22 protein-coding genes and 1 tRNA gene are annotated in these 25,304 nt (G+C 62.5%); 8 read left to right on the forward strand and 15 right to left on the reverse strand.

The window, feature by feature from the left end; genetic code table 11:
• Window positions 1–26: 26 nt before the first annotated feature.
• From ACTIFE_RS00930 to ACTIFE_RS00960, 7 genes are all read right to left on the reverse strand, one after another.
• Window positions 27–707, reverse strand: coding sequence for a TylF/MycF/NovP-related O-methyltransferase (locus ACTIFE_RS00930; RefSeq protein ID WP_439527281.1), 681 nt, complete (start codon window positions 705–707; stop codon window positions 27–29).
• A gap of 65 nt (window positions 708–772) precedes the next feature.
• Window positions 773–1,894, reverse strand: coding sequence for a UDP-N-acetylglucosamine 2-epimerase (gene neuC, locus ACTIFE_RS00935; RefSeq protein ID WP_439527282.1), 1,122 nt, complete (start codon window positions 1,892–1,894; stop codon window positions 773–775).
• A gap of 16 nt (window positions 1,895–1,910) precedes the next feature.
• Window positions 1,911–2,951 (reverse strand): N-acetylneuraminate synthase family protein, encoded by a 1,041-nt coding sequence (locus ACTIFE_RS00940; RefSeq protein WP_439527283.1) that lies wholly within the window; start codon window positions 2,949–2,951, stop codon window positions 1,911–1,913.
• Window positions 2,948–3,661 (reverse strand): acylneuraminate cytidylyltransferase family protein, encoded by a 714-nt coding sequence (locus ACTIFE_RS00945; RefSeq protein ID WP_439527284.1) that lies wholly within the window; start codon window positions 3,659–3,661, stop codon window positions 2,948–2,950. The genes ACTIFE_RS00940 and ACTIFE_RS00945 overlap by 4 nt, the downstream gene beginning before the upstream one ends.
• Window positions 3,662–3,663: 2 nt before the next feature.
• A complete protein-coding gene (locus ACTIFE_RS00950) occupies window positions 3,664–5,526 on the reverse strand; it encodes a tetratricopeptide repeat protein (protein WP_439527285.1) in 1,863 nt (620 codons plus the stop codon).
• Between the two features lie 100 nt (window positions 5,527–5,626).
• Entirely contained in the window at window positions 5,627–7,036 is a 1,410-nt protein-coding gene (locus ACTIFE_RS00955) for a protoglobin domain-containing protein (protein WP_439527286.1), read from the reverse strand.
• Between the two features lie 439 nt (window positions 7,037–7,475).
• A tRNA-Val gene (locus ACTIFE_RS00960) sits at window positions 7,476–7,550 on the reverse strand.
• Window positions 7,551–7,959: 409 nt separating this feature from the next.
• On the opposite strand from ACTIFE_RS00960, the gene ACTIFE_RS00965 reads away from it, so the two are divergent.
• Complete coding sequence (locus ACTIFE_RS00965) at window positions 7,960–8,934, forward strand: hypothetical protein (protein ID WP_439527287.1); 975 nt, start codon at window positions 7,960–7,962, stop codon at window positions 8,932–8,934.
• Window positions 8,935–9,236: 302 nt separating this feature from the next.
• Here the strand turns inward: ACTIFE_RS00965 and ACTIFE_RS00970 are convergent, their stop codons facing one another.
• The 3 genes from ACTIFE_RS00970 to ACTIFE_RS00980 are packed head-to-tail and all read right to left on the reverse strand — an operon-like array spanning window position 9,237 to window position 11,894.
• Window positions 9,237–9,374, reverse strand: a complete 138-nt coding sequence (locus ACTIFE_RS00970) for a hypothetical protein (RefSeq protein ID WP_439527288.1) — start codon at window positions 9,372–9,374, stop codon at window positions 9,237–9,239.
• Window positions 9,344–10,111 carry an HAD-IA family hydrolase gene (locus tag ACTIFE_RS00975; protein ID WP_439527289.1) on the reverse strand — a complete coding sequence of 256 codons (768 nt, stop codon included), beginning with the start codon at window positions 10,109–10,111 and terminating at the stop codon, window positions 9,344–9,346. Before ACTIFE_RS00975 ends, ACTIFE_RS00970 begins: the two co-directional genes overlap by 31 nt.
• Before the next feature lie 7 nt (window positions 10,112–10,118).
• Window positions 10,119–11,894 (reverse strand): methyl-accepting chemotaxis protein, encoded by a 1,776-nt coding sequence (locus tag ACTIFE_RS00980; protein ID WP_439527290.1) that lies wholly within the window; start codon window positions 11,892–11,894, stop codon window positions 10,119–10,121.
• Between the two features lie 202 nt (window positions 11,895–12,096).
• Between ACTIFE_RS00980 and rpiA the strand changes: the two genes are divergently transcribed.
• The 3 genes from rpiA (at window position 12,097) to gor (ending at window position 14,862) form a co-directional block, all read left to right on the forward strand.
• Window positions 12,097–12,789, forward strand: a complete 693-nt coding sequence (gene rpiA, locus ACTIFE_RS00985; RefSeq protein ID WP_439527291.1) for a ribose-5-phosphate isomerase RpiA — start codon at window positions 12,097–12,099, stop codon at window positions 12,787–12,789.
• Window positions 12,790–12,857: 68 nt separating this feature from the next.
• Window positions 12,858–13,373 (forward strand): DUF2059 domain-containing protein, encoded by a 516-nt coding sequence (locus tag ACTIFE_RS00990; protein ID WP_439527292.1) that lies wholly within the window; start codon window positions 12,858–12,860, stop codon window positions 13,371–13,373.
• A 112-nt stretch (window positions 13,374–13,485) separates the two neighbouring features.
• A complete protein-coding gene (gor, locus tag ACTIFE_RS00995) occupies window positions 13,486–14,862 on the forward strand; it encodes a glutathione-disulfide reductase (RefSeq protein ID WP_439527293.1) in 1,377 nt (458 codons plus the stop codon).
• Window positions 14,863–14,884: 22 nt separating this feature from the next.
• Here gor and ACTIFE_RS01000 read toward each other — a convergent pair whose 3' ends face one another.
• The 3 genes from ACTIFE_RS01000 to ACTIFE_RS01010 all read right to left on the reverse strand — a co-directional run bounded on the left by ACTIFE_RS01000 (window position 14,885) and on the right by ACTIFE_RS01010 (window position 18,903).
• Window positions 14,885–16,234 (reverse strand): flavin monoamine oxidase family protein, encoded by a 1,350-nt coding sequence (locus ACTIFE_RS01000; RefSeq protein WP_439527294.1) that lies wholly within the window; start codon window positions 16,232–16,234, stop codon window positions 14,885–14,887.
• Window positions 16,224–17,726 carry a diguanylate cyclase domain-containing protein gene (locus tag ACTIFE_RS01005; RefSeq protein WP_439527295.1) on the reverse strand — a complete coding sequence of 501 codons (1,503 nt, stop codon included), beginning with the start codon at window positions 17,724–17,726 and terminating at the stop codon, window positions 16,224–16,226. The genes ACTIFE_RS01000 and ACTIFE_RS01005 overlap by 11 nt, the downstream gene beginning before the upstream one ends.
• A 403-nt stretch (window positions 17,727–18,129) precedes the next feature.
• Window positions 18,130–18,903, reverse strand: a complete 774-nt coding sequence (locus ACTIFE_RS01010; protein WP_439527296.1) for a VIT1/CCC1 transporter family protein — start codon at window positions 18,901–18,903, stop codon at window positions 18,130–18,132.
• Between the two features lie 236 nt (window positions 18,904–19,139).
• Here ACTIFE_RS01010 and ACTIFE_RS01015 point away from each other — a divergent pair, with 236 nt between their 5' ends.
• The 4 genes from ACTIFE_RS01015 (at window position 19,140) to ACTIFE_RS01030 (ending at window position 24,366) form a co-directional block, all read left to right on the forward strand.
• On the forward strand, window positions 19,140–20,519 hold the full coding sequence (locus ACTIFE_RS01015; RefSeq protein WP_439527297.1) for a class II 3-deoxy-7-phosphoheptulonate synthase: 1,380 nt from the start codon (window positions 19,140–19,142) through the stop codon (window positions 20,517–20,519).
• A gap of 224 nt (window positions 20,520–20,743) precedes the next feature.
• A complete protein-coding gene (locus ACTIFE_RS01020) occupies window positions 20,744–21,358 on the forward strand; it encodes a response regulator (RefSeq protein ID WP_439527298.1) in 615 nt (204 codons plus the stop codon).
• Window positions 21,359–21,409: 51 nt separating this feature from the next.
• Window positions 21,410–23,092 carry an NAD+ synthase gene (locus ACTIFE_RS01025; RefSeq protein ID WP_439527299.1) on the forward strand — a complete coding sequence of 561 codons (1,683 nt, stop codon included), beginning with the start codon at window positions 21,410–21,412 and terminating at the stop codon, window positions 23,090–23,092.
• Window positions 23,093–23,160: 68 nt separating this feature from the next.
• Window positions 23,161–24,366 carry an MFS transporter gene (locus ACTIFE_RS01030; protein ID WP_439527300.1) on the forward strand — a complete coding sequence of 402 codons (1,206 nt, stop codon included), beginning with the start codon at window positions 23,161–23,163 and terminating at the stop codon, window positions 24,364–24,366.
• A 5-nt stretch (window positions 24,367–24,371) separates the two neighbouring features.
• Here the strand turns inward: ACTIFE_RS01030 and ACTIFE_RS01035 are convergent, their stop codons facing one another.
• Both ACTIFE_RS01035 and ACTIFE_RS01040 read right to left on the reverse strand, forming a co-directional pair.
• Window positions 24,372–24,980, reverse strand: a complete 609-nt coding sequence (locus ACTIFE_RS01035; RefSeq protein ID WP_439527301.1) for a hypothetical protein — start codon at window positions 24,978–24,980, stop codon at window positions 24,372–24,374.
• Between the two features lie 53 nt (window positions 24,981–25,033).
• Complete coding sequence (locus tag ACTIFE_RS01040) at window positions 25,034–25,243, reverse strand: hypothetical protein (protein ID WP_439527302.1); 210 nt, start codon at window positions 25,241–25,243, stop codon at window positions 25,034–25,036.
• Between the last annotated feature and the right edge of the window lie 61 nt (window positions 25,244–25,304).

The following is a 25,304-nucleotide window of genomic DNA, read 5'->3' on the forward strand; positions in this document are numbered from 1 at the left end:
CGCGGGCAAAGGACGTCCGACCCCGATCAGGGCCGGACGATGAAGGCGGGTACCCTGTAATTCGGCAGCTTCTGCAAGCGCAAGGGCCGGTCCCGCAGAAAGTCGTCGATGACCTCAGTGGCTCCCGCGACGGCTGTATAGTCGTCGATGACGATCAGCCCGCCGCGCACGACCCGGTCGAACAGCAGCTCCAGCACGAAGCGGGTCGGTTCGGCCACATCCATGTCGAGATGCAGCAGCGACAGACGCAGCTCCGGCCGACTTTCCAGATAGCGGGGCAGGGTGTCGAACACGTTGCCTGCAACAAGCTCGACGTTTGCAAAGCCCTTGGCAGCAAGTATCCGCCCCAGTTCGTCACGCGACAGGCCGTCTCCGGCGCCTTCTTCGAACCGCGCTACAAAAGTGCGGTCAGCCGCATTGGCAAGGCCTTCTGACGGAAACTTGCCGAAAGCGTCGAAGCCGACGATGCGCCGGGACTGCTCGGTTTCCAGTAGCGCGCGAAACTGGGCAAAGCGGATCAGCGACAGGCCCTTGAACACCCCGAACTCGAACACGTCGCCCGGAAGATCGACAATGCGGCGGTACAGTTCGTAATGTGCCAGCAGCTTGTTGAGACGGGTTTGGTCGGAGAACCAGTAATAGCCGTTCTCATAGTCCCACACCTTGTCCCGCGAGAGCCCGCAGATCGTGTCAACTGGTTCGGTCATGGTTTTCAGGCCCTCGTTCAACCCGGACGCCGCCTGGCGCACCGCCTGTCAGGATGGTTCTGCGCTCAGCTGTCACCGTAGAACTGCTTTTGCAGCGGCACGGTCCAAAATGCGTCCTGCGCCAGGATTTCCACAAACCGCGCCGCCGAATGCCCCTGCCCGAAACTGCGGTCTGAGGCAAAGCGCTGGCCCCAGCGCGTGGACAGAAACTCCTCGATGCGCGGCCGGTCGAAGGCGGAGGCTTCGGTAATGGTCGGGGCGGCCGAGCGATTGAGCTGGCGCGTGCCGATATTCAGGCTCGGGATGCCGAGGAAGGGGGCTTCGCGGACACCGGCGCTTGAATTGCCGACAATTGCCGCAGCGTTCTTCATCAGCTCCGAGAAATAGGCAAAGCGCATGTTGGGCAGGTGCCGGAAGCGCGTGGGGTCTAGCCGCTCGATCTCGGCAAAGATGTCTTCCGAACCCGGATCATTGTTCGGTGAAATCACGACAAAGCACCGTCCGCTGTCCGACAGCGCGGCAAACAGGTTGGCCGCCTGCGCGCCGATGCTGTCCCGTTCCGATGTCACCGGATGGAACACGGCAATGCCATAGTCAGGGAAGGGGATATCATAGCGCTGCCGGACCTCATCCAGGCTGACCCCGGAGGGGCCGCGATGAAAGTCCAGCTCCGGCGAGCCGATGTTGAATACCGCGCGCGGGTCCTCGCCAAGCGACAACACCCGGGCGCGGGCAGCATCGGAACTGACGAAGTGATAGGTACACAGCTTCGTGTTGCAGTGCCGGTAGACCTCGTCGATGGTGCCCGACACCTCGCCGCCCTCGATATGCGCGCAGCGGATGTAATTGGTGGCCGAGACGAGCGCCCCTGCCAGCGCCTCGATCCGGTCGCCATGCACGATGGCAAGGTCTGGCCGGTGTTCGTGCACCCAATCGGACAGGCCGAGGATGGTCTTGGACAGGATGATGTCCTGCGGATCGCCGATGCGCTGGTTGATGAACTCCGCCGTCAGCACCCCGTCGAGCCGCTGCACCTCGAACCGTGTCGCGCCGTAGCGGCGCAGCATGTGCATGCCGGTCACGAAGAACGTGACATCATGCCCGGCATCGCGCGCGGCAATGGCCAGTGGCTCCAATTTGCCGAAGTCAGCGCGGGTTCCGGTCAGGAACATCAGCTTCCGTCCCATGCGGATCTCCCTTGCATCAGGTGTCGAGATCGCACCAGCGCAGTTGTTCGTTGCGCTTGCGGGCGATTTTGAGCCTTCGCCCGACGACGTCGTCGAACCGGCTCACCGGGATTTCGCCATTGCCGGGACGCCGCGCCCAGATGTCGGCCTCGGTGATCACATGGCCTGCGGCAAGGTCGCGGTCGGCAACAACCGAGCCCCGGGCGAAACGGTAGACATCCTCTTCCGGCGTCGTGCGCTGCTTTTCGTTATGCAGTGCGATGTGGATCTCGCGCGACCGGTCGATGAGAAACCGCAGTTCTGCCGGGTCCATCGAACAGGAAATATCAGGCCCCTTGCGATAGCGTGTGTCGGTGAAATGCCGCTCCAGGATCGAGGCGCCAAGCGCCACGGATGCCAGCGCCATTTCCGGCCCGATGCTGTGGTCGGAAAAGCCGACGACGGCGCGCGGGAACGCTGCCATCAGATCCTTCACGCCTTTCAGCGATACGATCTCCGGCGGCGAGGGGTAAAGATTGGTGCATTCCAGCAGGGCATAGTCGATGGCCGCCTTGTCGAGGATCTCGACGGAGGGACGGATGCTTTCCAGCGTCTGCATGCCCGTGCTCATGATGATCGGTTTGCCGAAGCGGGCAATATGCCGGATCAGCGGCAGGTGATCGCATTCGCCGCTGCCGATCTTGAACGCCGGCACGTCGATGGAGGCAAGAAAATCGGCGGCGGCGCGGGAGAAGGGCGTCGAGATGTAGATGACCCCGAGGCTCTCGGCATAGGCCTTCAGTTCCTTTTCCGCTTCCGGCGGCAGGGCGCAGCGGCGCATCACTTCAAAGATCGACACATCGGCATTGGGCGGGAAGATGCTCTTGGCCTCTTCCGTCATCTCGTCTTCGACAAAATGAGTCTGGTGCTTCACCATCTCGCAGCCGCTCCGCGCCGCCGCCTCAACCATTGCCTTGGCCACATCCAGGCTGCCGCCGTGATTGATGCCGATTTCGGCAATGACGAGCGGGGGATGCTGAGGGCCAATCTCCCGGTGGGCAATCTTCATGCCGGTCATGCGTCGGTGTTTCCGTTGTTGCTCAGGATGGCGCTGCAGCGGGCAAGATCGGCAGCGGTATCGATATCTTGCGCCTCGTCTTCGGCAATGGGAAGCACATGGATGGCCTCCACGGCATAATCGCCCGCCGCCAGGAAGCGCCCGGCATCGAAGACATAGAGCGCCCCGTTCGGCCGCACGACCTCCGGCAGGCTCTGGCGGTTGGCAAAGCAGTAGTCCGGCTTGACCAGCGGCACGAAGCGCTGCCCGTCGAGCAGGCCCCATTTGAGCACGCTGCGCTCGGCCGGCGACACGCTCATCACCATCGAGGCGCCGGACCGGGCAAACAGCTCAAGACCCTGGCGGATCGTTTCCGGCCGGCGCAAGGGCGATGTCGGCTGCAGCAGCACCAAGGTGCCCTCGCTGAGCCCGGCCTTCGGCAGGAGGTCCAAAAGCACGGCACCCATCGGCGTGTCGTCGCGGGCCAGCTGCTCGGGCCGGTGATGCAGCGTAACCCCGTCGGGCATCTGGCTCTGAAGGATTTCGGCCATGTCGGTGGTGACATGGATGTCGGTGATCCCGGCCGCCAGCGCGGCGTCGATGCTGTGCCGGTAGAGCGGCTTGCCGGCGAGCTGGGCGATATTCTTGCCCGGAAGGCCCTTGGACCCCGCACGCGCTGGAATGATTGCGAAAATCCGGCCCTCCGGTAGGGCTGAGGCGGCGCTGGCCATGCTCAGAGCCCGAGCCGTGCCAGGCGCGCGGCCGGATCCCATTGCGTATCCCGCCAGGTTTCCAGCCGCTGTACCAGGCCAGGGACCACGGTCACCACCGGTTCACCCTGCGGCACCACAGTGTAGCTGAAATCCTGGTACCAGGGCGTCGTCTCGCGGCCAAACAGGAAGTGCGGTTGATCCTGGCCGAAGGACCAGCATGGCACGGCGTGGCTGCCGGCGAGGTCTGCAACGCTGGTGTTGGCGGAGATGATCAGGTCGCAGCAGCCTGCCAGCGCCGCCGCATCGACGAGATTGTTGAACTTGTCGACATCCTCGAAGGGCAGGAAATTCGCACCGCGTCCCTTGATCAGGAAGTCCAGCTCCCGCTCGATGGAAATATACTGCAGATTGACGAAGACGATATCCGGCGTTTCCACGATCGGCGCAAATTCGGGGGCCGAAAGATAGCTCTTGGCCCGGGCCGGAGCCAGGTTGCGCGAGCGCCAGGAAACCCCGACCACCGGCTTCTCCCGCGCACCTGGAATGCGCTCATGGAACTCCCGCGCCCGTTCGACATTGATCCGGTAGACTGGGTGCTGCGCCTTTTTGAAGTCCTCGAAGGTCGGGCGCAGGAAATGCGTGAGGTCCGACAGGCAGATCTGGCAGTCATAGTCATGCTGCGTCGCGTTGAGCGTGAGGGACTCGAAGGTCGCCAGCCGCACGGTCGCATCCGGAAAGCTGAGTTCGAAGGGCCCCAGCAGCTTCTGGCTCAGTTCGATGATGACATGACCGGCCTGCGCGATGATCTCCGGCACCATCGTGCCGCTGCGGATGGCGTCGCCGACGCCCTGGTCATTCCACAGCATGATGGTCTTGTTGGAAAGGTCCGAGCCGTCCCACTCCGGCTGTTCGAAATTGCGGCACAGGGTCGAGGACAGGCCGGTGCGGAACCGGGCTTTCGCCAGCTTCCATCCCAGTTCCAGGTTGCCCAGGCCGAGATAGGCGAGCGACATGTTCCACTCGGCGGTCGGAATGTCTTCCGCCCAGTTGGCGCGGGCCTTGGCGAGGGCGTCGATGGCCTCCTTCGACCGCCGCATGGCCTGGTAGATAACGCCCAGCGTGACGAGCCGCCCCGGATTGTTCGGCTGCGCTGCGACCGCTGCCTCTGCATAGGGCAGGCCGAGGTACGCATCGCCTGTCTTGAAATACAGCCGGGCCAGTTCATGGCTGATGTCGCTGTTCTCGGGGAACAGCTTGTGCGCAGCCAGAAGTTCCGGCTCGGTCTCCGCGAATTGCTCCAGCTCGAACCGCGCTCTGGCCCGTTGGACCCAGGCTTCCGAGTTGCCCGGATCGAGCTGGACGGCCATTTTGAAGAACTCCAGCGCCTTGCTGTGATCTTTCCGGTCGCGCAGGATGACGCCGTAGTTGCGATAGGCATCGGCGTAGGTCGGCTGATCCTGGATCAACTGCAGCAACTCGGCTTCGGCTTCGTCCTCCCGCCCGAGCTTGGTCAGCGAAATGGCGCGCAGGTTGCGCGCTTCGGGGAGGCTCGGGGAGAAACTCAGTGCCTTGTCGGCAACGACCAGGATCTCGTCCGGCGTGGTCTCGGGCAGGTCTGAAAGGGCGCGGGCGAGGTTTGCGTAATAAGGTCCTCTGTCGGGGGCCAGCGCGATGGCCTTGCGGATGAACTCGACGGCACGTTTGGGAAAGCCCAGCTGCCGATAGGTCACGCCGAGAAGGTTGTTGGCATCAGCCGAGGCCGGGTTCTTCTTCAGGACCGTCTTGTACAGGCGCTGGGCCTTCTCGATCTCGCCAGCCTGCTGCAGCGCGAGGGCCTTGCGCAAGGTTTCGAGGGTACCGGCTGCGGCCGACTTCACGTTCATGCGGGCTCCGGACAGTCTGGTGCAAGGAATCAGTCAGGCCGATCTTAGCAAGAAATGCCGGTCCGGTGCGCGGCATTGCCCGCTGTGCCCCAGCCAGTCCTCATGCGGCCCGGTTTGCGGCCCTGCGATCCGGTCCTGAGTAACCGCCGTCGGTTCCCTTCCTGCAATCGAGAGCGCCGGAGCGCAGTTCGACGAAAAACGCGCGGACATCTTCTGCGATCTGGGCGGAGCAGGCTTTCAGGTTGTCTGCGGAGACGAGGAAGTCACGGGCGACTGCGCCTGTCGCATTGATGGTGGTGCTGACCCGGGCGACATTGCCGGACAGGGTGGTCGAACCGGTCGCCGCACTCTGGATGTTGGAGGAAATGTCGCGCGTGGCCGCACCCTGTTGTTCCACTGCGGCGGCAATCGAGGCTGTCATGTTGTCGACGGATCTGACGGTTTCAGAGATCGCATTGATGGACTTTACGGCGTTCTGTGTTGCTCCCTGAATGGCAGCGATCTGGGAGGCGATTTCCTCCGTTGCCTTCGACGTCTGTGTCGCCAGTTCCTTCACCTCGGCCGCAACGACGGCAAACCCGCGACCAGCTTCGCCGGCCCGGGCTGCCTCGATGGTCGCGTTGAGGGCGAGGAGATTGGTCTGTTCGGCGATGGCCTGGATCAGGCTGATGACATCGCCGATCCGCTGTGCCGATTCCGACAGCTTGCCGACTTCGCTCGATGTCCGGTCCGTTTCGTCATTCGCCCGCCGTGCCACATCGGACGCACCCGAAATCTGCCTCGAAATTTCATGGATAGAACTTGAAAGCTGCTCTGTTGCTGCGGCGATTGTCTGGATGCTGGCCGTTGTCTGTTCCGAGGCGGAGGAGGCAGAAAGGGCCTCTTCCATGGCGACAGAGGACTGCGACGACAGCTCGGTCGCCTGGGTGGTCACTTTTGTCGCGCTCTGGTCAACGGTTGCCATGGACAGTTCAACCTTCTGTTTGAACGTATCGATGGCGGAGCCGATCTGCCTTGACTGCTCCTCCCGCTGCTCCATCAGGACCTCCTGATAGGTCGAGATCGCGAAGTCGAGGTCCATCATCACAGCTTTGTTGAGGGCGACAAGCTGCCGGTTGGCCCGGGCGGTGGAAAAGCGGTTGCGCTTGAGCACCAGGCCGACAAGCTCGTTGAGCACATACTGGTAGCCCGCAATGTACCACTTGGGCTCCAGGCCGATGCGCACATGCGCGCGGCCGATCCGGCCGATGCTTTCGACATATTGCAGGTCGAAGTTTCCCGAGAACAACCGCGCCCAATGGGTGGCCTGCGCGGTCTTCAACTGGCTGTCCCGCGTGCCGATCAGCCGGGCCATGGTCGGGTCTGCCTTGACATGTGCGTAGAAGCCGTCGAGCACAACCGGGAGCGCTTTCTCGACGATTGGCCACAACTGGCGCAGGATCTCTTGTGTGTTCTGGTCGATGCGCGCAAATCGCAGTCTTGACGTAACGTCGTAGGAATATGCGCTCATGATGCCCTCGTGTTTAATGCCGTAAGGGGATCTTGAGTTGTGGTTGTAAATTAGACGTTAACCTGATGTCTCGGACGTCGAAATCGTAAGGAAAACGGTAAAATTTGCTTTGAAAATCCAAGAAAATATTACGTAATTAATTTCGGCATTGCGAGAAGTGCGAATGTCTTTTCCGCGATCTGGTGCTTTTGCATCGCAAAATTTGACGATCATGAAAACTATCACGACATCGGCTACGCACGACTACGGATCGCTGCTGTTAAGCATAGCGTTCATGCGCGGAACGCCTTGATTCTCCCGGCGCAGGCCGGTGCGCCATCCCGCGGATGCCGGTCATGATGGCAATCCAATGCGGCGAGAACAGACGTCAGCACCCGCCCATGCGGTTCAAGTGAACCGGGGGCCTGTCCGTAAAGTGGCGCTAAGTCTTTGAAGGGAATGGTGGGCGATGCAGGGATTGAACCTGCGACCTTTCCGGTGTGAACGGAACGCTCTCCCGCTGAGCTAATCGCCCGCGCCGCTTGGGCTGGTGGCGGGTTTCTAAGCGATCTCAGGACGTTGCGCAATATGGGGGGCTGACATTTTTCTGACATTCTGAACGCCGTCCCGCCCCGCGTTCTGAACTCTGTTCCAGTTTCGTCCGATCTTCACACCCGTCTCCAGCCGGAATATGAAGCGTTTGGAGGTGGTTGGGGTCGCGGCGTGCCTTGCGGTGAGGGCTGTGGATGAGCTGTGACAAAATGCTCGGGCGATCTGTGTTCGATGGCTTTTGAAGCCTGGTCGCTGCCGCTGCGTTTGTTCAGGAAGTTTGAGTTGGCAAGGCTTCCTTTCTCTAACTTGCTCTGTGTTGTTTGTGTTTGCGGTTGTCATGCTGCAGGGAATCGGCAGAAAGTTGTACTGCTTCAGTATGGGGGAAAGCAGGCATGCCCGATCAAGAGGCCTTTGTAATCCGAAACGAGGACGATCTTTTCCAGTTACTGGAACGTGTAACGAATGACGATGCTGGCGCCATAGGACCAGAAGATGTCCGGTTTGATGGATTTCCTCATCTGAAAATCGTTCTCCAGGGCGAGGATTTTAATGGAGGTATTCCAACAAGGATTATGCCGGGTCTGCTCGCCCTGCAGAAATCTATTGATCAGGCATACGCATTAACAGCAATCGGTGAACCGCGCCCGCTAACAAAAGAAGAGCGCAAAAAGACCGAAGTTGTTGTATACATCCACAAGGGTTCTAGCGAATTCGTTGCTAAGCTCTGGGATACTTTCAACATAATGCTGAAGACCGCGACAGCGAACATGACCGGTGCACAAGCCCTCGCAGCTATTCTCGGCTTCGCAGCCATTGCGGGGCTGAGCTTCTACATGCGTGCCCAACTCAGTGCCAAAGCTGCGGCGAAGGAGTTGGAAACAAAGCTCTTGCTTACTCAGGAAGAAACCAAGCGCTTTCAGATGGTTGCCGATCTTGCGAGGCAAAACGGTGCTTTGCATGCCGCCAAAGAAGCGCTTGAGGATGCCAACGCCAAGTTTATTAATCGCCTTGAAGGCGAAGATAAAATCATGTTTGACAACGGTTCTTCTTTGGATGGGCAAATGGCAAGGAAAATTGTCAGGAACACGCCTGAAGAACCTGTCGAAGCTCGTATGGATGGGCTCTATCGCATTCTCTCTGTTCAGTCAGGGGCGGTTAGGTCTGGTTATAAAGTTCAAGTTGAACCTGCTGATGGCGGAGAGCCTGTCATGGTTGATATCCCGGATGGGACTTTGACCGAGGAACAGGTTCTTAGCTTACAGCGAGGGGAGTGGGAAAAGGAGCCTTTGTACATGGAGATCAATGTGCGAAGGCGAGGAGAGAAGGTACTAAAGGCAACCCTTTCTTTCGCAGGGCTTCGCACTTGAGGTCAATTTGCGCATGTCCGCCGCGTCGTAGATGCGTCTATGCTTGAACGAATAGAGGTGCTCATGCAGAGAACAGATCGGATGCCTACGCCCGAGGAGTTCGCGTTGAATGTTCTGAAGCAACGCGACCGGGCGGCCGAAATACTGGAAGATTTAAGAGACAGCGGGTCTGCCAGAGACGTCAGATCAATGGAAAAAGTGGTCAATCGCTACGACAAGATGATTACCGACTATGGATTGAGGCGATACTAAGTCCGGGTCTGAATTCAAAAGGTTTTTCGCAGGCTCGGTGGCCGTAGTCCTCACCCCTGCCCAAGCCTGGGGGCGCGGCGCTTGAGCGTGGCGCCCATGACGCGCTGGTCGGTGAGCTTGGCATAGCGGCGGTAATTGGTGCCGGTCTTGCGCGCTGTCAGGCCGTTGCCCGTTCCGTGCCCCGGCACAGTGCCTCCACAGCGTCGGGAAGCTCGGAAAAATGCGAGATGACCCGGTCAGGTCCAAGATCCCGGACAGGAACATTGGCATAGCCGAAGTCGACCGCAATGACGGGGAGGGAGGCTGAACGGGCAGCGGCGATATCCGTCGCCGTGTCGCCGATCATCACGGAGCCGACAGGCTCGCCGCCAGCACGCCGGATCGCCCCGAGCACCGGACGTGCATCCGGTTTCGGCTGGGCATAGGTGTCGCCGCCGATGATCGAGCCGAAGAGGGGCGTCAGGCGCAGTTCATCGAGCAGCAACCGGGCAAGCGCTTCAGCCTTGTTGGTGCAGATTGCCAGACGCCAGCCGTCGGAACGGAGCGTTTCAAGCGCCTCGACAGCGCCCGGATAGGGCCGGCTGACGACAGCGATGTTGCTGGCATAATGGTCGAGAAACAGCGCCCGCATCGGCGTCAGCTGGGCATCATCCGGGGCAATGCCATTGTGCTCCAGCCCGAGCCGCAGCAGGGGCAGGGCGCCGAAGCCGGCATGCGGGCGTGCGATCTCTTCCGGGACAGGCTGGTGGCCGTGCAATTGCAGCGTTGCATTCAACGCGCCGACAAGGTCGCCGGCTGTATCCACAAGGGTGCCGTCAAGGTCAAAGACAAGCACTGTCACGGCTCTCTCCTTCTGGATCGCGCCTTTGGAGCAATAGGCGAGCCGCTGCCGGGGCGCAACCCCGACGATCTGCTGACCTGTCATGGTCAGGTCAGAGCCGGTACGCCGTGCGCAGACCACCCCAGTGCCGGCCAGCCACGGTGATCGGCACATCCACTTCCTGCATCCAGACGACATTTCCGTTGCCCATGTCGCGGGCATAGGTCTGGATCAGCACAGGGCGGGAGTTGCGTGCAGCGCTCAAGCCGGCCCGGTCGTCGAAGATGCGGCGGTTGCGGCAGTTGGCGGCGTTCCAAGCAGGGTCACCGGGCTTTTGCGGCTTGGAATAGACCTTGTTATGCACCGGCAGATAGCCGTTGCGGTCAACGGCCGCGCAAAAGGCCATGGATGGCTCGCTGCTCAGCAACGGCTCCAGGATGCCGGGCAGGACTTCTTCCAGTCGCGCCAGCGCCCGGGTTTCGAATTGTTGCGGGTTGGTGCCGGCAATCGGCTTGTAGGTTGTGTCGAACAGGTCGGACGGGGTCAACTTGCGACTGTCAAGCAGGCCCTGCATGGCAGCACTGATCCGGGCCGCTCCGTCCTTGGCCTTTTGCACGGCGGCCGCATACTCGCCCTGAAGCCGGGCGATGCGCTTGTCGAGCGCGTCGCTGGTGGCGGCGTCCATCTTGAGGAACTTGCAATGCAAGCCGTTGTCGGAGCGGTTGACGACCTGCAATTCCATTTCCCCGAGCCCGTCCAGCACGAGACGCGCTTCAGCCGGGAAGGGAACTTTTTCGAGGCCTTCCGGCTTCAGAAGCACGCCGGCATGGGAAATATCGCGGGTCTCGATGCGGTGGGTTTCGCCGCGGATGAGCAGCCGGCCGCTGATGCGGGCCGGCAGCCGGTCCTCGACTCGCCGGTCGCCAATGGAACTCTGGCGCACCATTATGGTGAAGCGCGGCCCCAGCCCGGCGGCGGCTTGCGCCATCTTTGCAGCGGCATCCATGGCCTGGCTGCCGCTGCCCTCGGCCCGTGCCGTCGCAGTTTCGATGTCGCCGATCCGGCTTGCCACCTGCTGCACGAAGCGGGCGGTTTCTTCAGCGCGTTCGTTGATCTGGTGTGTGGCACCGAGCTGTTCGCTGACGGCCAGTTCGACATCGGCAAAGGTGGGGCGCAGCTCCCCGATCATGTCGATGATCCGGCTCACCGACTTGATGCTCGCTTCCGCAGAGGCCTGCAGCCGGTCGATGTTCGACACGATGACATCAGTCGCCTTCTGCGTCTCCACCGACAAGGCCTTGACCTCGCTGGCAACGACCGCAAAGCCCTTGCCGGCTTCCCCGGCCCGTGCAGCCTCGATGGTGGCGTTCAGTGCCAGCAGGTTCGTCTGCTTTGCCACATCGGAGATCAGGCGGACGACATTGGCGATGTCGCCGATCGCTGATTTAAGGTCCAGCACCCCGGCATTGGCCTCATCGGCCACGGTACGGGCGTTTTCAGACAATTGCGTCGAGCGTTCCACCTGGCTGCTGATCCGGCCGGAGGCGGCGGCCAGTTCCCCGATGGATGCGGCAAGTTCTCCCGCATTCTGGGTGGCGATGGTCGCCTGGTCGCGCAGCTCCGCCCCATCGCGGCGGATCCCTTCCAGGACCGAAAACTGTTCTGAAATCTGATGCTTGAGGTCTTCCGCCTGCTTGCCGATCGCTGTCGCAGCGGCATTCAGGTCAGACTCGATGGCATCAAAGGTATGTTCAGCCTCGATCCGTTGCTGCTCGGCGTTTTCGGCGCTGTCCGGCGTTTGCATTACGCGGCCGGACTCTTCTGAGGCATTCTGTGCTGCAACGGCAACGTCGCGTGACTTCCGAATTCGCTTGAGAAGGAAGGCCATGGTTGAGGATCCGGATCGAGGAATACTGCAATTTTACATTCTGGGTCGTTGTTCTTTAGGGAGAGTTAAGAGACAGCCCCTGTTTGCATAGCCTTTAGGCAAACATGGCCCGCGCCAGATCGTCTTTGCCCTGTTCGGCCGTGCATGCTAAGCAGCGCCAACACACCGGCGTCCGGCCGGGACCTGCGATCAAGAGGTGACCATGAGCGACGACTGGAAGCGTCTGGCGGCGGAAGCTGCCCTGCAGGAGGTCCGCTCCGGAATGAAGATCGGCATCGGCACCGGATCGACCGCCGAACATTTCGTGCGCGCCCTCGGCCGCGCTGTTGCCGACGGCCTCGAAGTGACCGGCGTTCCGACGTCCGAACGCACGGCTGCCCTTGCGCGCGAGCTGGCAATCCCGCTCTCTACTCTGGACGAGATCCCGGAACTGGACCTCACCATCGACGGCGCTGACGAGATCGATCCGCAATTGCGCCTGATCAAGGGCGGCGGCGGCGCGCATCTGCGGGAAAAGATCGTGGCGGCGGCCTCTGGCACGCTGGTTGTCATTGCCGACCACACCAAGCTCGTTCCCGTTCTGGGCAAGTTCCCGCTGCCGATCGAGGTCGCTCCCTTCGGGCTCGGCGCCACACGCAAGGCGTTGGAAGCTGTCCTCACCCGCCACAACCTGCCGGCCACCCTGTCGATGCGCGGTGGCACTGACCATCCTTTTGTCACAGATGGCGGTCACTACATCCTCGACGCCGCCCTCGGCGCGATCCCCGATCCGGACCAGCTGGCAGCTGATCTGGTTGCCATACCGGGTGTCGTGGAACATGGCCTCTTCATTGGACTGGCGGGCAAAGCCTATGTTGCCGGTCCCGATGGTGTCCGCACGGTGACGGCCGCCTGAGGGCTCTGATCGAGCCCCGGGCAGGTGACCCCTGCGACCCGGTTACTTTTGAGCACTGGAGTTTGACGATGAAACTGATCCCCACCCTCAAGGCCCTGCCGATGCTGGCGGCCGCGATTGTCGCCGGCGGTCTGACCATGCCGATGGCCAGCGCCCAGGAACTCTCCGAGGCCCATCTTGCCGCCGCCCGCCGCGCCGTTCTGGCCGCTGGCGCCCTGCAGAGCTTCGATGAAATTCTGCCGATCCTGGCCGAGCAGACCAAGACCATCTTCATCCAGTCCGATCCGTCCGTGACGCCGGTGATCGAGGAAGTCACCAGCGAAGTGGCTCTCAATCTGGCTGATCGCCGTCCAGACCTGAACAAGGTCGTCTACGAGGTCTGGGCTCGCCGCCTGACCGAGGAAGAACTGACCCAGATCGGTGATTTTTACGAAAGCCCGATCGGTAAGAAGCTAACCGAACTCGGACCGCAACTGACCGCGCTGTCCATTGGCGCTGCGCAGCAGTGGCAGGACGAAATCTCCATCGAGATGGTTCGCGCTGTTCGCACCGAGCTGGAAAAGCGTGGCGTGGTCAAGCAGTAAGGCATCGCCTTCCCTTCGAACGGCCCCGAATTCCGGGGCCGTTTGTGTTTGGAGGGGTTGAAGGCGGACGGCATCCGGACGACATCAGGTGAAACAACGGCAGGACACGGACATGAGCGATTTCGACTATGATCTCTTTGTCATCGGCGGCGGATCGGGCGGTGTACGCGCGGCCCGCATCGCAGCCACCCATGGTGCGCGCGTCGCCATTGCCGAGGAATACCGCTACGGCGGCACCTGTGTCATTCGCGGCTGTGTACCGAAGAAACTGTTCGTCTATGCCTCCCGCTTTTCGGAGGAGTTCGAGGACGCCGAGGGCTTTGGCTGGCACGTTGGCGAGCGCAGTTTCGACTGGTCCCGCCTGATCGCCGGCAAGGACAAGGAAATCGCCCGGCTCGAGGGCATCTACCGTCGCAATCTGGAGCGCACCGGTGTCGAGCTGTTCGACAGCCGCGCCGTGCTCGAAGGCCCGCACACGGTGCGCCTCACGGCCAGCGACCGGATCATTTCCGCCCGCTACATCCTCATTGCCACCGGAGCCACGCCAAATGTCGATCCGGATCTGCCCGGCGGCGAGCATGTCATCACCTCGAATGAAGCCTTCCACCTGGCCGAAATGCCGAAACGCGTCGTTGTGGCTGGCGGTGGGTATATCGCCGTCGAGTTTGCCGGCATCTTCAACGGCCTCGGCGCCGAGACGACGCTGATCTATCGCGGCGAGGAAATCCTGCGCGGCTTTGACGATGACATGCGCAAGGCCTTGCATGAGGAGATGGAAAAGAAGGGCATCCGCATCCTCACCCATGACGCCTTTGTTGCCATCGAGAAGGCGGCGGATGGTTCGGTCATTGGCACCACTCGCAAGGGCGAGACGCTGGCTGCCGACCAGATCCTGTTCGCCATCGGCCGCCGCCCAAACATTGCTGGTCTCGGCCTTGAGAAGGCAGGTGTCGAGGTGACGGATGGCGGTGCGATCCGCGTCGACGCCGCCTCCTGCACCAGTGTTCCCTCGATCTACGCCGTCGGCGATGTCACGGACCGGGCCAACCTGACCCCGATTGCCATCCGTGAGGGTCATGCCTTTGCTGACACGGTGTTCGGCAACAAGCCCTGGACCGTCGATCACAGCCTGATCGCAACGGCGGTGTTCTCGCAGCCGGAGCTGGGCACGGTCGGCCTGTCGCAGGCCGAGGCGCTGAAACGCACGCCGAACCTGGACATCTACAAGACCAGCTTCCGCCCGATGAAACACACGCTGAGCGGCCGCGATGAAAAGATGCACATGAAGCTGATCGTCGATGCCGACAGCGACAAGGTGCTCGGCGTGCATATTCTCGGGCATGATGCCGGAGAACTGGCCCAGGTTCTTGGCATCACTTTGGAAATGGGCGCGACCAAGGCCGACTTCGACCGGACAATTGCCGTTCATCCGACAGTTGCCGAAGAGCTGGTGACGATGCGCGAGCCGACCGAACGCCTGCGCGGCTGATCCCGACAAGAGAACTGACGGCTCAGGCGGACAGAAGCGCCCGGGCCGCAGCCTCGCCGCTCAGCATCGCGCCGTGAACACTGGCGTGATGGGCAAACAGGCAATGTTCTCCGGCAAAGAAAAGCCGCCTGCCATAGGGCTGCGCGAGGGCGGAATAGTCCTTCGCACCACCGCCGGGCAGGGGATGCGAATACGACCCTTGCGTGAAAGGATCGGTGCTCCAGCTTGAGGCCACATGCCACGCCCGGCTTCGGTCGATGGCAGGCAGGCGGAGCCGGGAGAGCAGGGCGGAGGCCGCCGCAAGTGCCGCTTCGACTGGCATCGCTTCAAGCGCCCGTGCCCCGGGTCCGCCGGCCACCAGCATCAAGGCGGGCGACGGTGCCTGGGAAAGGGGATAGAGCCCTGTCCAGGGCGCAAGTGCCGGATCGGCCGGCTGGATCACATCCACATCCGGCAAGGCACCCGATACCGGCACCGCCAGTTTGAACAAGGTGCCCAGCCCGGTCCGCTCCATCGCCTGCCGGCGTTGCCCGAGGCTTGACCCAGGCAACACGACATCGCCTCCCTTCAACACCCCGAGGGGCAGGGCAACGACAACCTGGTCTGCGCCATGCAAGCCCGCTGTCGTGATCACGTCCAGCCCATCTCCGCGCTCCGCGACTTCGACAACCGCTTCCCCGAGCCGGACGTCGAGCCCTTTGGCTAGATGCGCCGGGATTTGATCATATCCCTCAAGGATCCAGTGATCGCCGCCGCCAAAGGCCGCGTCCTCGTCGAAGCTGCCCGCATCAAGCTCGTCCAGATCCGCACCGAGATCGCCGGTGATCTCAAGCCGCAGCAGGGCAGCTACGAGAGGTGGCAACGTCTGGCTGCGCAGGACTTTTGTCATCGCTGCCGCCAGGGACGCCCCGGCAGGGCTGTCTGTGCGGGCATCGATCCGGTCCAGCAAGCCTGTCATCTGGTCCTCGGCCGCCGCGAGCCGCGCAGGCGCAACTGGTCCCCCGCTGGCATCGAGCGCCAGGCTCTTCGCATAGGAAGTGAGGCGCAAGGTCAGCCCGGCTCGTTTGGCAAGGGCTGCAAGCGGATTGTCGGTCACGCCATGGATCCAGCCGGCGCCGCGCTCGATGACAAATCCGGCGCTGCGCGTGGTGTCGATCCGTCCGCCGATGCGCGTCCGGGCCTCCACCACGGTGACGCTGTGCCCTGCATCGGCAATCCGGCGCGCGGCGGCAAGTCCGGCAACGCCGGCCCCCAGGACGAGGATCCGGCGGGCCGGCTTGGCACTGAGGGGCAAGGGCAGGGGGCTGGCCGCGACGACCGTGAGTGCGGCGAGCGCCACGATCAGGTTTCGGCGCCGCGCGTCAGGCGACATTGGAGGACTGGTCTGGACGCGGGTGACCGCGCCTCGCGGGGCCAGGCTCGGAGTCCGGTGCCGCCATGGGCCCCCGTCCGCGATCGGCTGCCGCCTTCAACGCCTCCGTGTCCGCATCGCCGGCAAAGACGAATGAGCCAACCTGGCGCGCCTTTGCCGCATAAAGCGCGGCATCTGCTGCTGCCAGCAGCACCTCGCTGTCGGCGTCGCCGGTCTCAGCGATGGCAATGCCAAGCGACAGGCCGAAATGTGCGGTCGATGTCTCGTTCAGGGGGACAGGGGCCGGAACGGTCAGGAGGATCTGCTGTGCCAGCCGCGTCAGCTTCTTGCGGTCGCAGAATGCCGTCACGAGGATGATGAATTCGTCGCCGCCGAGCCGGCCAACCAGCCCGTGCGAGCCGACCGCATCCTCCAGTCTTCGCGCCACCTCGCGCAGGACCTCGTCGCCCGCGCCATGGCCGAAACTGTCATTGATGGCCTTGAAGCGGTCGAGATCGCAGCTGACCAGGGCAAAGGGCCTTGCGGGCAACCCTGCGACGGCATGATCAAGCGCAGCAGTGATCTGCAGCCGGTTGGCCAGCCCGGTCAGGATGTCGTGTTGGGCAAGGTGGCTGGCTTCCCGTTCCCGTTCCTCCAGCGCCTGTGTCAGCCCACTGATCTTCCAGGCGATCAGCAGCGCCGATACGGCGATGAGACTGCCGAGCAACACGATGGCCGGGACAATCATCTGCCATACGTGCTGTCCCGGGGTCTCGCTGACCCACTGGAAACTGCCGAGCTGGGTGCCGTCCAATGTTGATACGGGCAACCGTGTCAGCCCAAGGGCGGTGGATGTCTCGCGCACGAACCGGATGTCGACAAAAGACAACTGGGCATTCAGATCCGCGACAAAGGCCTCGTCGAGTGCCTTGGCCGAAACCACCACGACGGGCGGTCCGGCCGGCAGTTGCACATCGTGATCGTCCGGTACGATCGGCATGGCAACCAGCAGTGTGACGACACCGTCGAGTTCGGCGAAGCGGTAGACGGCACTTTCCTCGACCCGCGTCGCGGTCAGCGTGCCGGGTGCATCCAGGGTTGCCCCGGTTTCCGCGTGTTTGTGCGCGGTTGCCTTCGCGATCTGCATCAGGGGCGAGGCCGCTGCGAGGGGCTTGCGCCGGAAGCTCGCCTCGCCCAGACGGGATTCGGCAAGCAGGATTCCGGCCGGATCAATCAGGAACGCCTGTTCATGGCCAAAATCATACCAGAGCGAGTCGAAGAACTCGTAGCGGACGAAGCCGGAGTTGAAGCGCAGGGAGATGTTTTCGACCGAGCGGTCCCAGCGCGCCAGTGTGAACTGGTCACGGGCAATCAGTTGGCTGCGGTCGGTCAGGGCATTTTCCAGAAGCCGTACTTCGTTGCGCTGCGCCTGTTCGTCAGCAGCGCGCGAGGCAATGTGCCCGACAAAGACAAGAGACAGGGTCGCCAGGGCAATGAGAACAGCTGCAAGCAAGTAAACCTGCCGCGTCAGCGTCCAGCGGTGCCGCGCTTTGTCAGCGGCTTTATCTCTCGTGTCCCTGCGGGGCACCGTTGAACTCCCTCCTGGGGTCGTGGGCGGAAACAGTCAACGGTTTTGCCACACGCCGGATTTGTAGACAGAGGATATCCGCCTCCCGTTAATTTCCCATACGGAAGATTGGCAAATTTACCGTTAAGACATTCAATCTGAGGCTATTTATATGGGAGTTCATGCAATTATGTGGTGCATTTCGTCTCGGGATCGAGGCAGTTCGATCCTGCCTCTTTCGCAGTCTCTGGATCGGGTCTGGCAGAACCGGCATCAAGCGCTGCTTCCGGCCCCATGGAGAGGACAAAACGTTGAACCCTGTCAGCAGCCCGCTTTCTCGGTCAGGTCTCTAGCTGATCCCGAACACCCCATGCAGCAAGGCGCCGACGGCCCAGGCGATCCCGGCGGCGGACATGCCGATGGCGAGGGTCTCGTTGCCTGAACTGAGCCAGCCCCGCATTGACCAGCGTGACTTGAGCGAGCCGATGCCGAAGAATGTGAGCGCCGTCAGGCCCGTTGTCACGAGCCCCGGGTTCGCAATCGGATAGCCGGCCGAACCAATCAGAAATGGCAGCAGCGGCACCAGTCCACACATAACGAAGGCGACAAAAGTGGCCAGTGCTGCCGCCATCGGCTGTCGGTGCCCATCGCTGACACCATACTCGCCGGTCAGCATGGTCTCGATCCAGACCTCCCGCCGCGAGGTGATCAGGCTGACCATCTGTTCAAGCTCTGCACCTTCGTAGCCCTTGGCGGCGAAGATCTGGCGGATTTCTTCCCGCTCGCCTTCGGGCGCAAGCTGGATGTGGCGCTCCTCGACCCGCCGCAGGCGCTGATAGTCTTCGCCCTCCGCCTTGCTGCCGGCATAGTTTGCCGCCGCCATGGAAAAACCGTCGGCCAGGAGATTGGCAAAGCCGAGGATGAGGACGACGGATGCCGGCAGCCCGGCGCCAATCGCGCCGGCGACAATGGCAAAGGTGGTGACGGCACCGTCGATGCCACCATAGATCCAGTCGCGCAGGTAGCTGACCTTGGGACCTTCGGTCAGCCGCCGTGCAATCGCGTCCCGGCTGTGGTCATGTTCCAGCTTCTTGTGCGGGCTGGGCGGCGGAGAAGCTGGCATTGGACAACTCGTGGCTTGCGCGGCAGGGGCGCTGGCGGTTAACTCTTCAGCCCGGCTTCTTGCGAGGCCAGGATGCGGCCTTACCTGTGGTCTTGCTACCCGGACCGGTGTATAAGCCGCACGTTTCCTCCACTTCATGTAGGGCGGGCGAAACAAAGTTATCAAGGGAAGGTATCTGGGCCGGACGAAAGACGGAATAGGCACAAGCCCGGACGGTAGTAGTTGGAGAATGTGTGATGGCGGAGAAGTGGACCCCGGACAGCTGGAGATCAAAACCGATCCAGCAGGTGCCGGATTATCCCGATGCTCAGGCGCTCGCTGATGTCGAGACGCGCCTGTCGACCTATCCGCCGCTTGTTTTTGCAGGCGAGGCGCGCGCACTGAAGCGCCAGCTTGCGGATGTTGCGGCGGGCCGTGCTTTCCTCCTTCAGGGTGGAGATTGTGCCGAGAGCTTTGCGGAACATCACCCGGATCACATTCGTGACTTCTTCCGCGTCTTCCTGCAGATGTCGGTGGTGCTCACCTATGCCGCCGCCCAGCCGGTGGTGAAAGTCGGCCGCATCGCCGGTCAGTTCGCCAAGCCTCGCTCGTCCAACATCGAGAAGCAGGGCGATGTCGAGCTGCCGAGCTACCGCGGTGACATCATCAACGATATCGCCTTCACGCCGGAAAGCCGCATCCCGGATCCGAACCGCCTGTCGATGGCCTACCGTCAGTCGGCTGCGACGCTGAACCTCTTGCGCGCCTTCGCCCAGGGTGGCTTTGCCAACCTCGACCAGGTGCATCGCTGGATGCTGGGCTTCGTCAAGGACAGCCCGCAGTCGCATCGCTATCAGGAACTGGCGGACCGGATTTCCGAATCCCTGTCCTTCATGCGCGCCTGCGGCGTCTCGCCGGACAGCGTGCCGCAGTTGCGGTCGACGGATTTCTTCACCAGCCACGAGGCTCTGCTGCTCGGCTACGAGCAGGCCTTCACCCGCGTCGATTCCACCTCGGGGGACTGGTACGCCACCTCCGGCCACATGCTGTGGATCGGGGATCGCACCCGTCAGCCGGACCACGCCCATGTGGAATTTTTCCGCGGCATCAAGAACCCGATCGGCCTGAAGTGCGGCCCCTCGCTCACTGCTGACGGTCTTTTGAAGCTGATCGACACGCTGAACCCGGACAATGAAGCCGGCCGTCTGACGCTGATCTGCCGCTTCGGCGCCGACAAGGTGTTCGAGCATCTGCCGCAGCTCATTCGCGCCGTCGAGCGCGAAGGCCGCACCGTCGTGTGGTCCTGCGACCCGATGCATGGCAACACCATCACCGCTGGCGGCTACAAGACCCGTCCGTTCGACCGGATCCTCAAGGAAGTGGAAGCCTTCTTCGCCGTGCATCGCGCGGAAGGCACCCATGCCGGCGGCATCCACGTCGAGATGACCGGCCGCAATGTCACCGAATGCACCGGCGGCGCCCATGCACTGACCGCCGAGCAGCTCGGCGACCGCTACCACACCCACTGCGACCCGCGCCTCAACGCCGACCAGGCCATCGAACTGGCCTTCCTCGTCGCCGAGAACCTGAAGAAGGAACGCGAAGGCCGCAGCGACAAGATGGTCGTCAACGGCTGACGCCGCGCCAACACGTCGAGTTATTGAGGGCGAGCCACCAGGCTCGCCCTTTTTGTTTGCGTTGCGGCAGTGCACTGGAGACGCAACGTCATATTGTGGAAAACACCTAGATGCCCCGTGAAACCGGTCTTTTCTGCGATTGGCATTTCCAACAGGGGGAAACGTAATCTTGCCTTAACGGAAGATCGCCTAAGGACAGTGCAACAAGCCCGTGGGAGGGTGAGATGCGAACTCGACTAGACCTCAGCAACCTGTCGTTCCTGATCGTCGACGACAACATGCACATGCGTCAGATCCTGCGCTCGATTCTCGCCGGCTTCGGGGGACGACGGATCTATGACGCGGCGGACGGGGCGGATGGTCTGGAAATCGTCATCGACCGGCGTCCGGACCTCGTGCTCTGCGACTGGCTCATGACGCCGGTCTCGGGCGTTGATTTCCTCAATCTGATCCGGGCCGACAAGGACAAGTCGCTGTCGACCACTCCGGTGGTGATCGTCACGGCGCATGCCCGCAAGCCGGTGATTCTCGAGGCAATCCGGATTGGCATTCACGGCTTTGTCGCCAAGCCGGTCGCCCCTGCGGTCCTGTACAACCGCATCGAGACCGCGCTTGTGCATCAGGACCAGCATGGCCGGTCGCGGGGCTCCCTGCGTCTTCCCGGCTCCCGCCCGCTCGACATCCGGGGCCGTGAGGTGATCGACCTGTCGCGTCGCTCCGAGCCGGTAGATCAGCACCCCAGGCAAGCCCAGAAGCTGGCCGGGAAGCCCTCCTCGAAACAGGCCTCGGCGCAACGCCAGACCGATGCCGACCAGCAGCCCGGGCTTGCCTTTCTCTGACGCTGACAGCGCCGATTGCCAGCCTCCGCGCGGTGCGCTACTGCTTTGCCCATGACCGACGCCTCCCTTGCCTCCGCCTCCCGTCTCCGCCTTGCCACAGCCCAGCTCAACCCCGTCGTGGGCGACGTGAAGGGCAATGCAGCCCTTGTGCGGTCCGCGCGGGCCGATGCTGCCGCTGCCGGGGCGGATCTTGTTCTCTTCACGGAGCTTTTTCTCGCCGGCTATCCGACCGAGGATCTGGTGCTAAAGCCGGCCTTCGTCCGCGCCTGCCGCGAGGCGGCCGAGGATCTGGCCAAGGACACCGCCGACGGCGGCCCGGCCGTTCTCGTCGGCCTGCCCTGGTCTGATGGCGCGGGCGTGCACAATTCCGTCGCCCTGCTGGATGGCGGGCGTATCGCTGCTGTCCGGCACAAGGTCGACCTGCCCAATTACGGTGTCTTTGACGAAAAGCGGGTCTTCACCCCGGGGCCACTGCCTGGCCCGGTCGATTTCCGTGGCCTGCGCCTCGGCCTGCCGATCTGCGAGGACGCCTGGACGGACGAGGTCATCGAGTGCCTGACCGAGACCGGCGCCGAGATCCTGCTTGTCCCCAATGCCTCGCCCTACTGGGCGGGCAAGGCTGAGGAGCGGCTGCAGGTCATGGTCGCCCGCGTCGTCGAAAGCGGCCTGCCGCTGGTCTATTGCAACCAGTTTGGCGGACAGGACGAGTTGGTCTTTGACGGGGCCTCCTTTGCCCTCAACGCCGACCGCAGCCTCGCCTTCCAACTGCCGCAGTTTGCAAGCCTCGTCTCTGTCACCGACTGGGAGCGGGACGGGGAGGGGACGCTTCGCTGCGCCTCCGGTCCTGTGCATCCGCTGCCAGCGCGCGAGGAGGCCAACTGGCTCGCTTGTGTCCTGGGCCTGCGCGACTATGTCGACAAGAACCGCTTCCCCGGTGTGGTGCTCGGCCTGTCCGGCGGCATCGATTCGGCCGTCTGCGCTGCCATGGCGGTCGATGCGCTGGGCGCTGACCGTGTGCATGGCATCATGATGCCCTACCGCTACACCTCGACCGACAGCCTGCGCGATGCCAAGGCCAGCGCCGATGCGCTCGGTCTGCGTTACGACATCTTGCCGATCGAGGCCCCGATGACCGGCTTCACCGAGGTTCTCACCCCGCTCTTTGCCGGTAGGGCCCCGGACATCACGGAAGAAAACCTGCAGTCGCGCAGCCGCGGCGTCATTCTCATGGCCGTGTCCAACAAGTTCGGCGCCATGGTGCTGACCACCGGCAACAAGTCGGAAATGTCGGTCGGCTACGCCACGCTCTACGGTGACATGAACGGCGGCTACAACCCGATCAAGGATCTCTACAAGACCGAGGTCTACCGTCTGGCTGCCTGGCGCAACCTGAACCGACCGGACAGCCTGAAGGGCCCGACCGGAGAGGTCGTGCCAGCGGGTGTCATCACCAAGGCCCCGTCGGCGGAGCTGCGCGAGAACCAGACTGATCAGGACAGCCTGCCGCCCTATGACGTGCTTGATGCCATCCTCGAAGGTCTGGTCGAGAACGAGCAGTCGGTGGCCGAGATCGAGGCCAGGGGCTATGACCGCGCCACCATCCAGCGCGTCGAGCACCTGCTCTACATCGCCGAATACAAGCGCCGCCAGGCCCCTCCCGGCGTCAAGATCACCCGCCGCAACTTCGGCCGCGACCGCCGCTACCCGATCACCAACCGCTTCCGCGACCGGTAAGCGGGGCGGTTGCCCTTGACGCGTCATAGAGAGAATGCGCAGGCTGGACCTCCCTCCCGGAGTGAGTGATGTCCTTCCTCTCCTTTCTGGGCAGCAATGCCCGCTGGCTCGGTGCGGCCTTCCTGCTCACTGCCTTTTCCGGCTTTGGCCAGACGTTCTTCATCTCCTTGTCGGCCGGTGATCTGCGCGCGGCTTTCGGGCTGAGCCATGGCGAACTCGGCTCGCTTTACATGCTCGCCACCCTCGGCTCGGCCCTGACCCTGCCAACCCTTGGCCGCACCCTCGACCGCTTCTCGGTCTTGCAGGTTGCAGCCGCCGTCATTCTGACCCTTGCCGGCTTCTGCCTCGCCATGGCGCTGGTGCCAAATGCGATTGTGCTTGTGATCGTGATCTACGGTCTGCGTCTGTTTGGGCAGGGCATGATGTTAAACACCGCCATGACCGCCACCGGCCGCTGGTTCGAGGCGCAGCGGGGCCGTGCCGTGTCGGTTGTCGGCCTCGGCTATCCGGTATCCGAGGCGCTGCTGCCGATCACCTTCGTGACGATATCGGCCCTTGTAGGCTGGCGTCAGACCTGGGGCCTGGCGGCACTGGTCCTGGTGTTCGCCGTCCTGCCGCTTGTGCTGCAGCTCCTGAGCAAGGAACGGGTCCCGAAGGGGCAGGATCTCGGGCGCAGCAGCACTGCCCGGCGCAATTGGAACCGGGCCGAAGTCCTGAAAGACCCGCTGTTCTACGTCGTCACCGCCGGTGTCCTCGCCCCGCCATTCATCGCCACCGCCATCCTGTTCCACCAGGTCTATCTCACCGAGTTGCGCGGCTGGCCGAAGGAACTGTTCGCGTTGGCCTTCATGGTGATGTCGGCCACCGCGGTGATCTCGTCGCTGGTCCTTGGCGGTCTGATCGACCGATTTACTGCCCGCGCCCTGTTGCCCTTTATGCTTGTGCCGCTCACCGCCGGCTGCGTGGTGCTGGCACTCGTCCACCAGCCTGCCGGCGTTTATCTGTTCATGGCTTTGCTCGGCCTGTCCAACGGGTTTGTTGCCACGTTCATCGGTGCCCTCTGGCCGGAGCTCTATGGCACGGCGCATCTGGGCGCGATCCGCTCGGTGGTGTTTGCCGTGATGGTCTTCGCCTCGGCTCTGGGCCCCGGGCTGACCGGCTGGCTCATTGACCTTGGCGTGCCTTTCGACCTGCAGATCCTCGGCATGGGCCTTTATTGCCTTGCCATGATCGGAGCGCTGACCGCAGCTGCCCGTACCCTGAAGCGGCGCTGAGGCCGTCAGCCCTGCGTCAGATACTGGACGAGGATTGCCGTGTAGTCGCCAAAGGTGATTTCAGCCGGATCCAGTTGATGACCGCGCAGCAGCACCGGAAGCGTTGCCTGGAAAACGGCAAACTCCTGCGCCATCACCCGGCCGCCGGGCACCTTGGGGTCCCGGCTCTGCTGCCGCAACCAGGCGGCCAGGTGTTCGATCAAAACAGCCGCATCACCGCCATGGGCATGGATGTCCTGCCCGGCAATGTCCGAAATGTAGCGCTGGTAGCGGTACTGTTCGCGATCAAAAATGATGCAGCTCTTGCGGCCCTGCCCATCAGCGCCGAACTTCTTGGCGCCTAGATACAGCCCGAGTTCGAGGGGCATGTTGAAGCGCGGCAGCGGCGGGACCCCGTCACATTCCGTTCGGGAGATATCATGCACACCAAACCGGCACTGGCCGATGATGTCGCAGATCTTGTTGAACCGGTTCTCCGCTCCGTCGTCAGTTTCCAGCGCACAGCGTGGAACAAAACCTGAGCGTACGATTGTAAAGACAATCGCGTGATACAGCGGACGATAGGTATCATCAAAGGGACAGTTGACGAAGACATCGCGACTGTCAGGCAACATCCGCGCGACCCGATGAACAAAAGATCGTGTCCGCCAATCCGGTCAGAACAGAGTCATTCGGCAAGGACAGGCCCCACTAAACCGTTGCGCGGCAGCTTGCGCAAGGCAGTCCGGATCTCCCGAAGCGTGAAGTGACTTGGCTTCGCCTTCGGTTGCAGGATGTCGACGCCATCAGCCGTGGTTCCGGCCACCTTGTAGCCGGCCTTCGTGCGCTGTGGTGTCTGTACCGCAGACTTCGGTTGAAGCGTTGTTGCCTTCGACATGTACTGAATATGGCCATTTACCGCGCAAAACTCAAGGTTGGTTCAAAAGGAAAGGAGGCGA

It is taken from the genome of Pannonibacter sp. (assembly GCF_051860505.1).
GTDB lineage: Bacteria > Pseudomonadota > Alphaproteobacteria > Rhizobiales > Stappiaceae > Pannonibacter.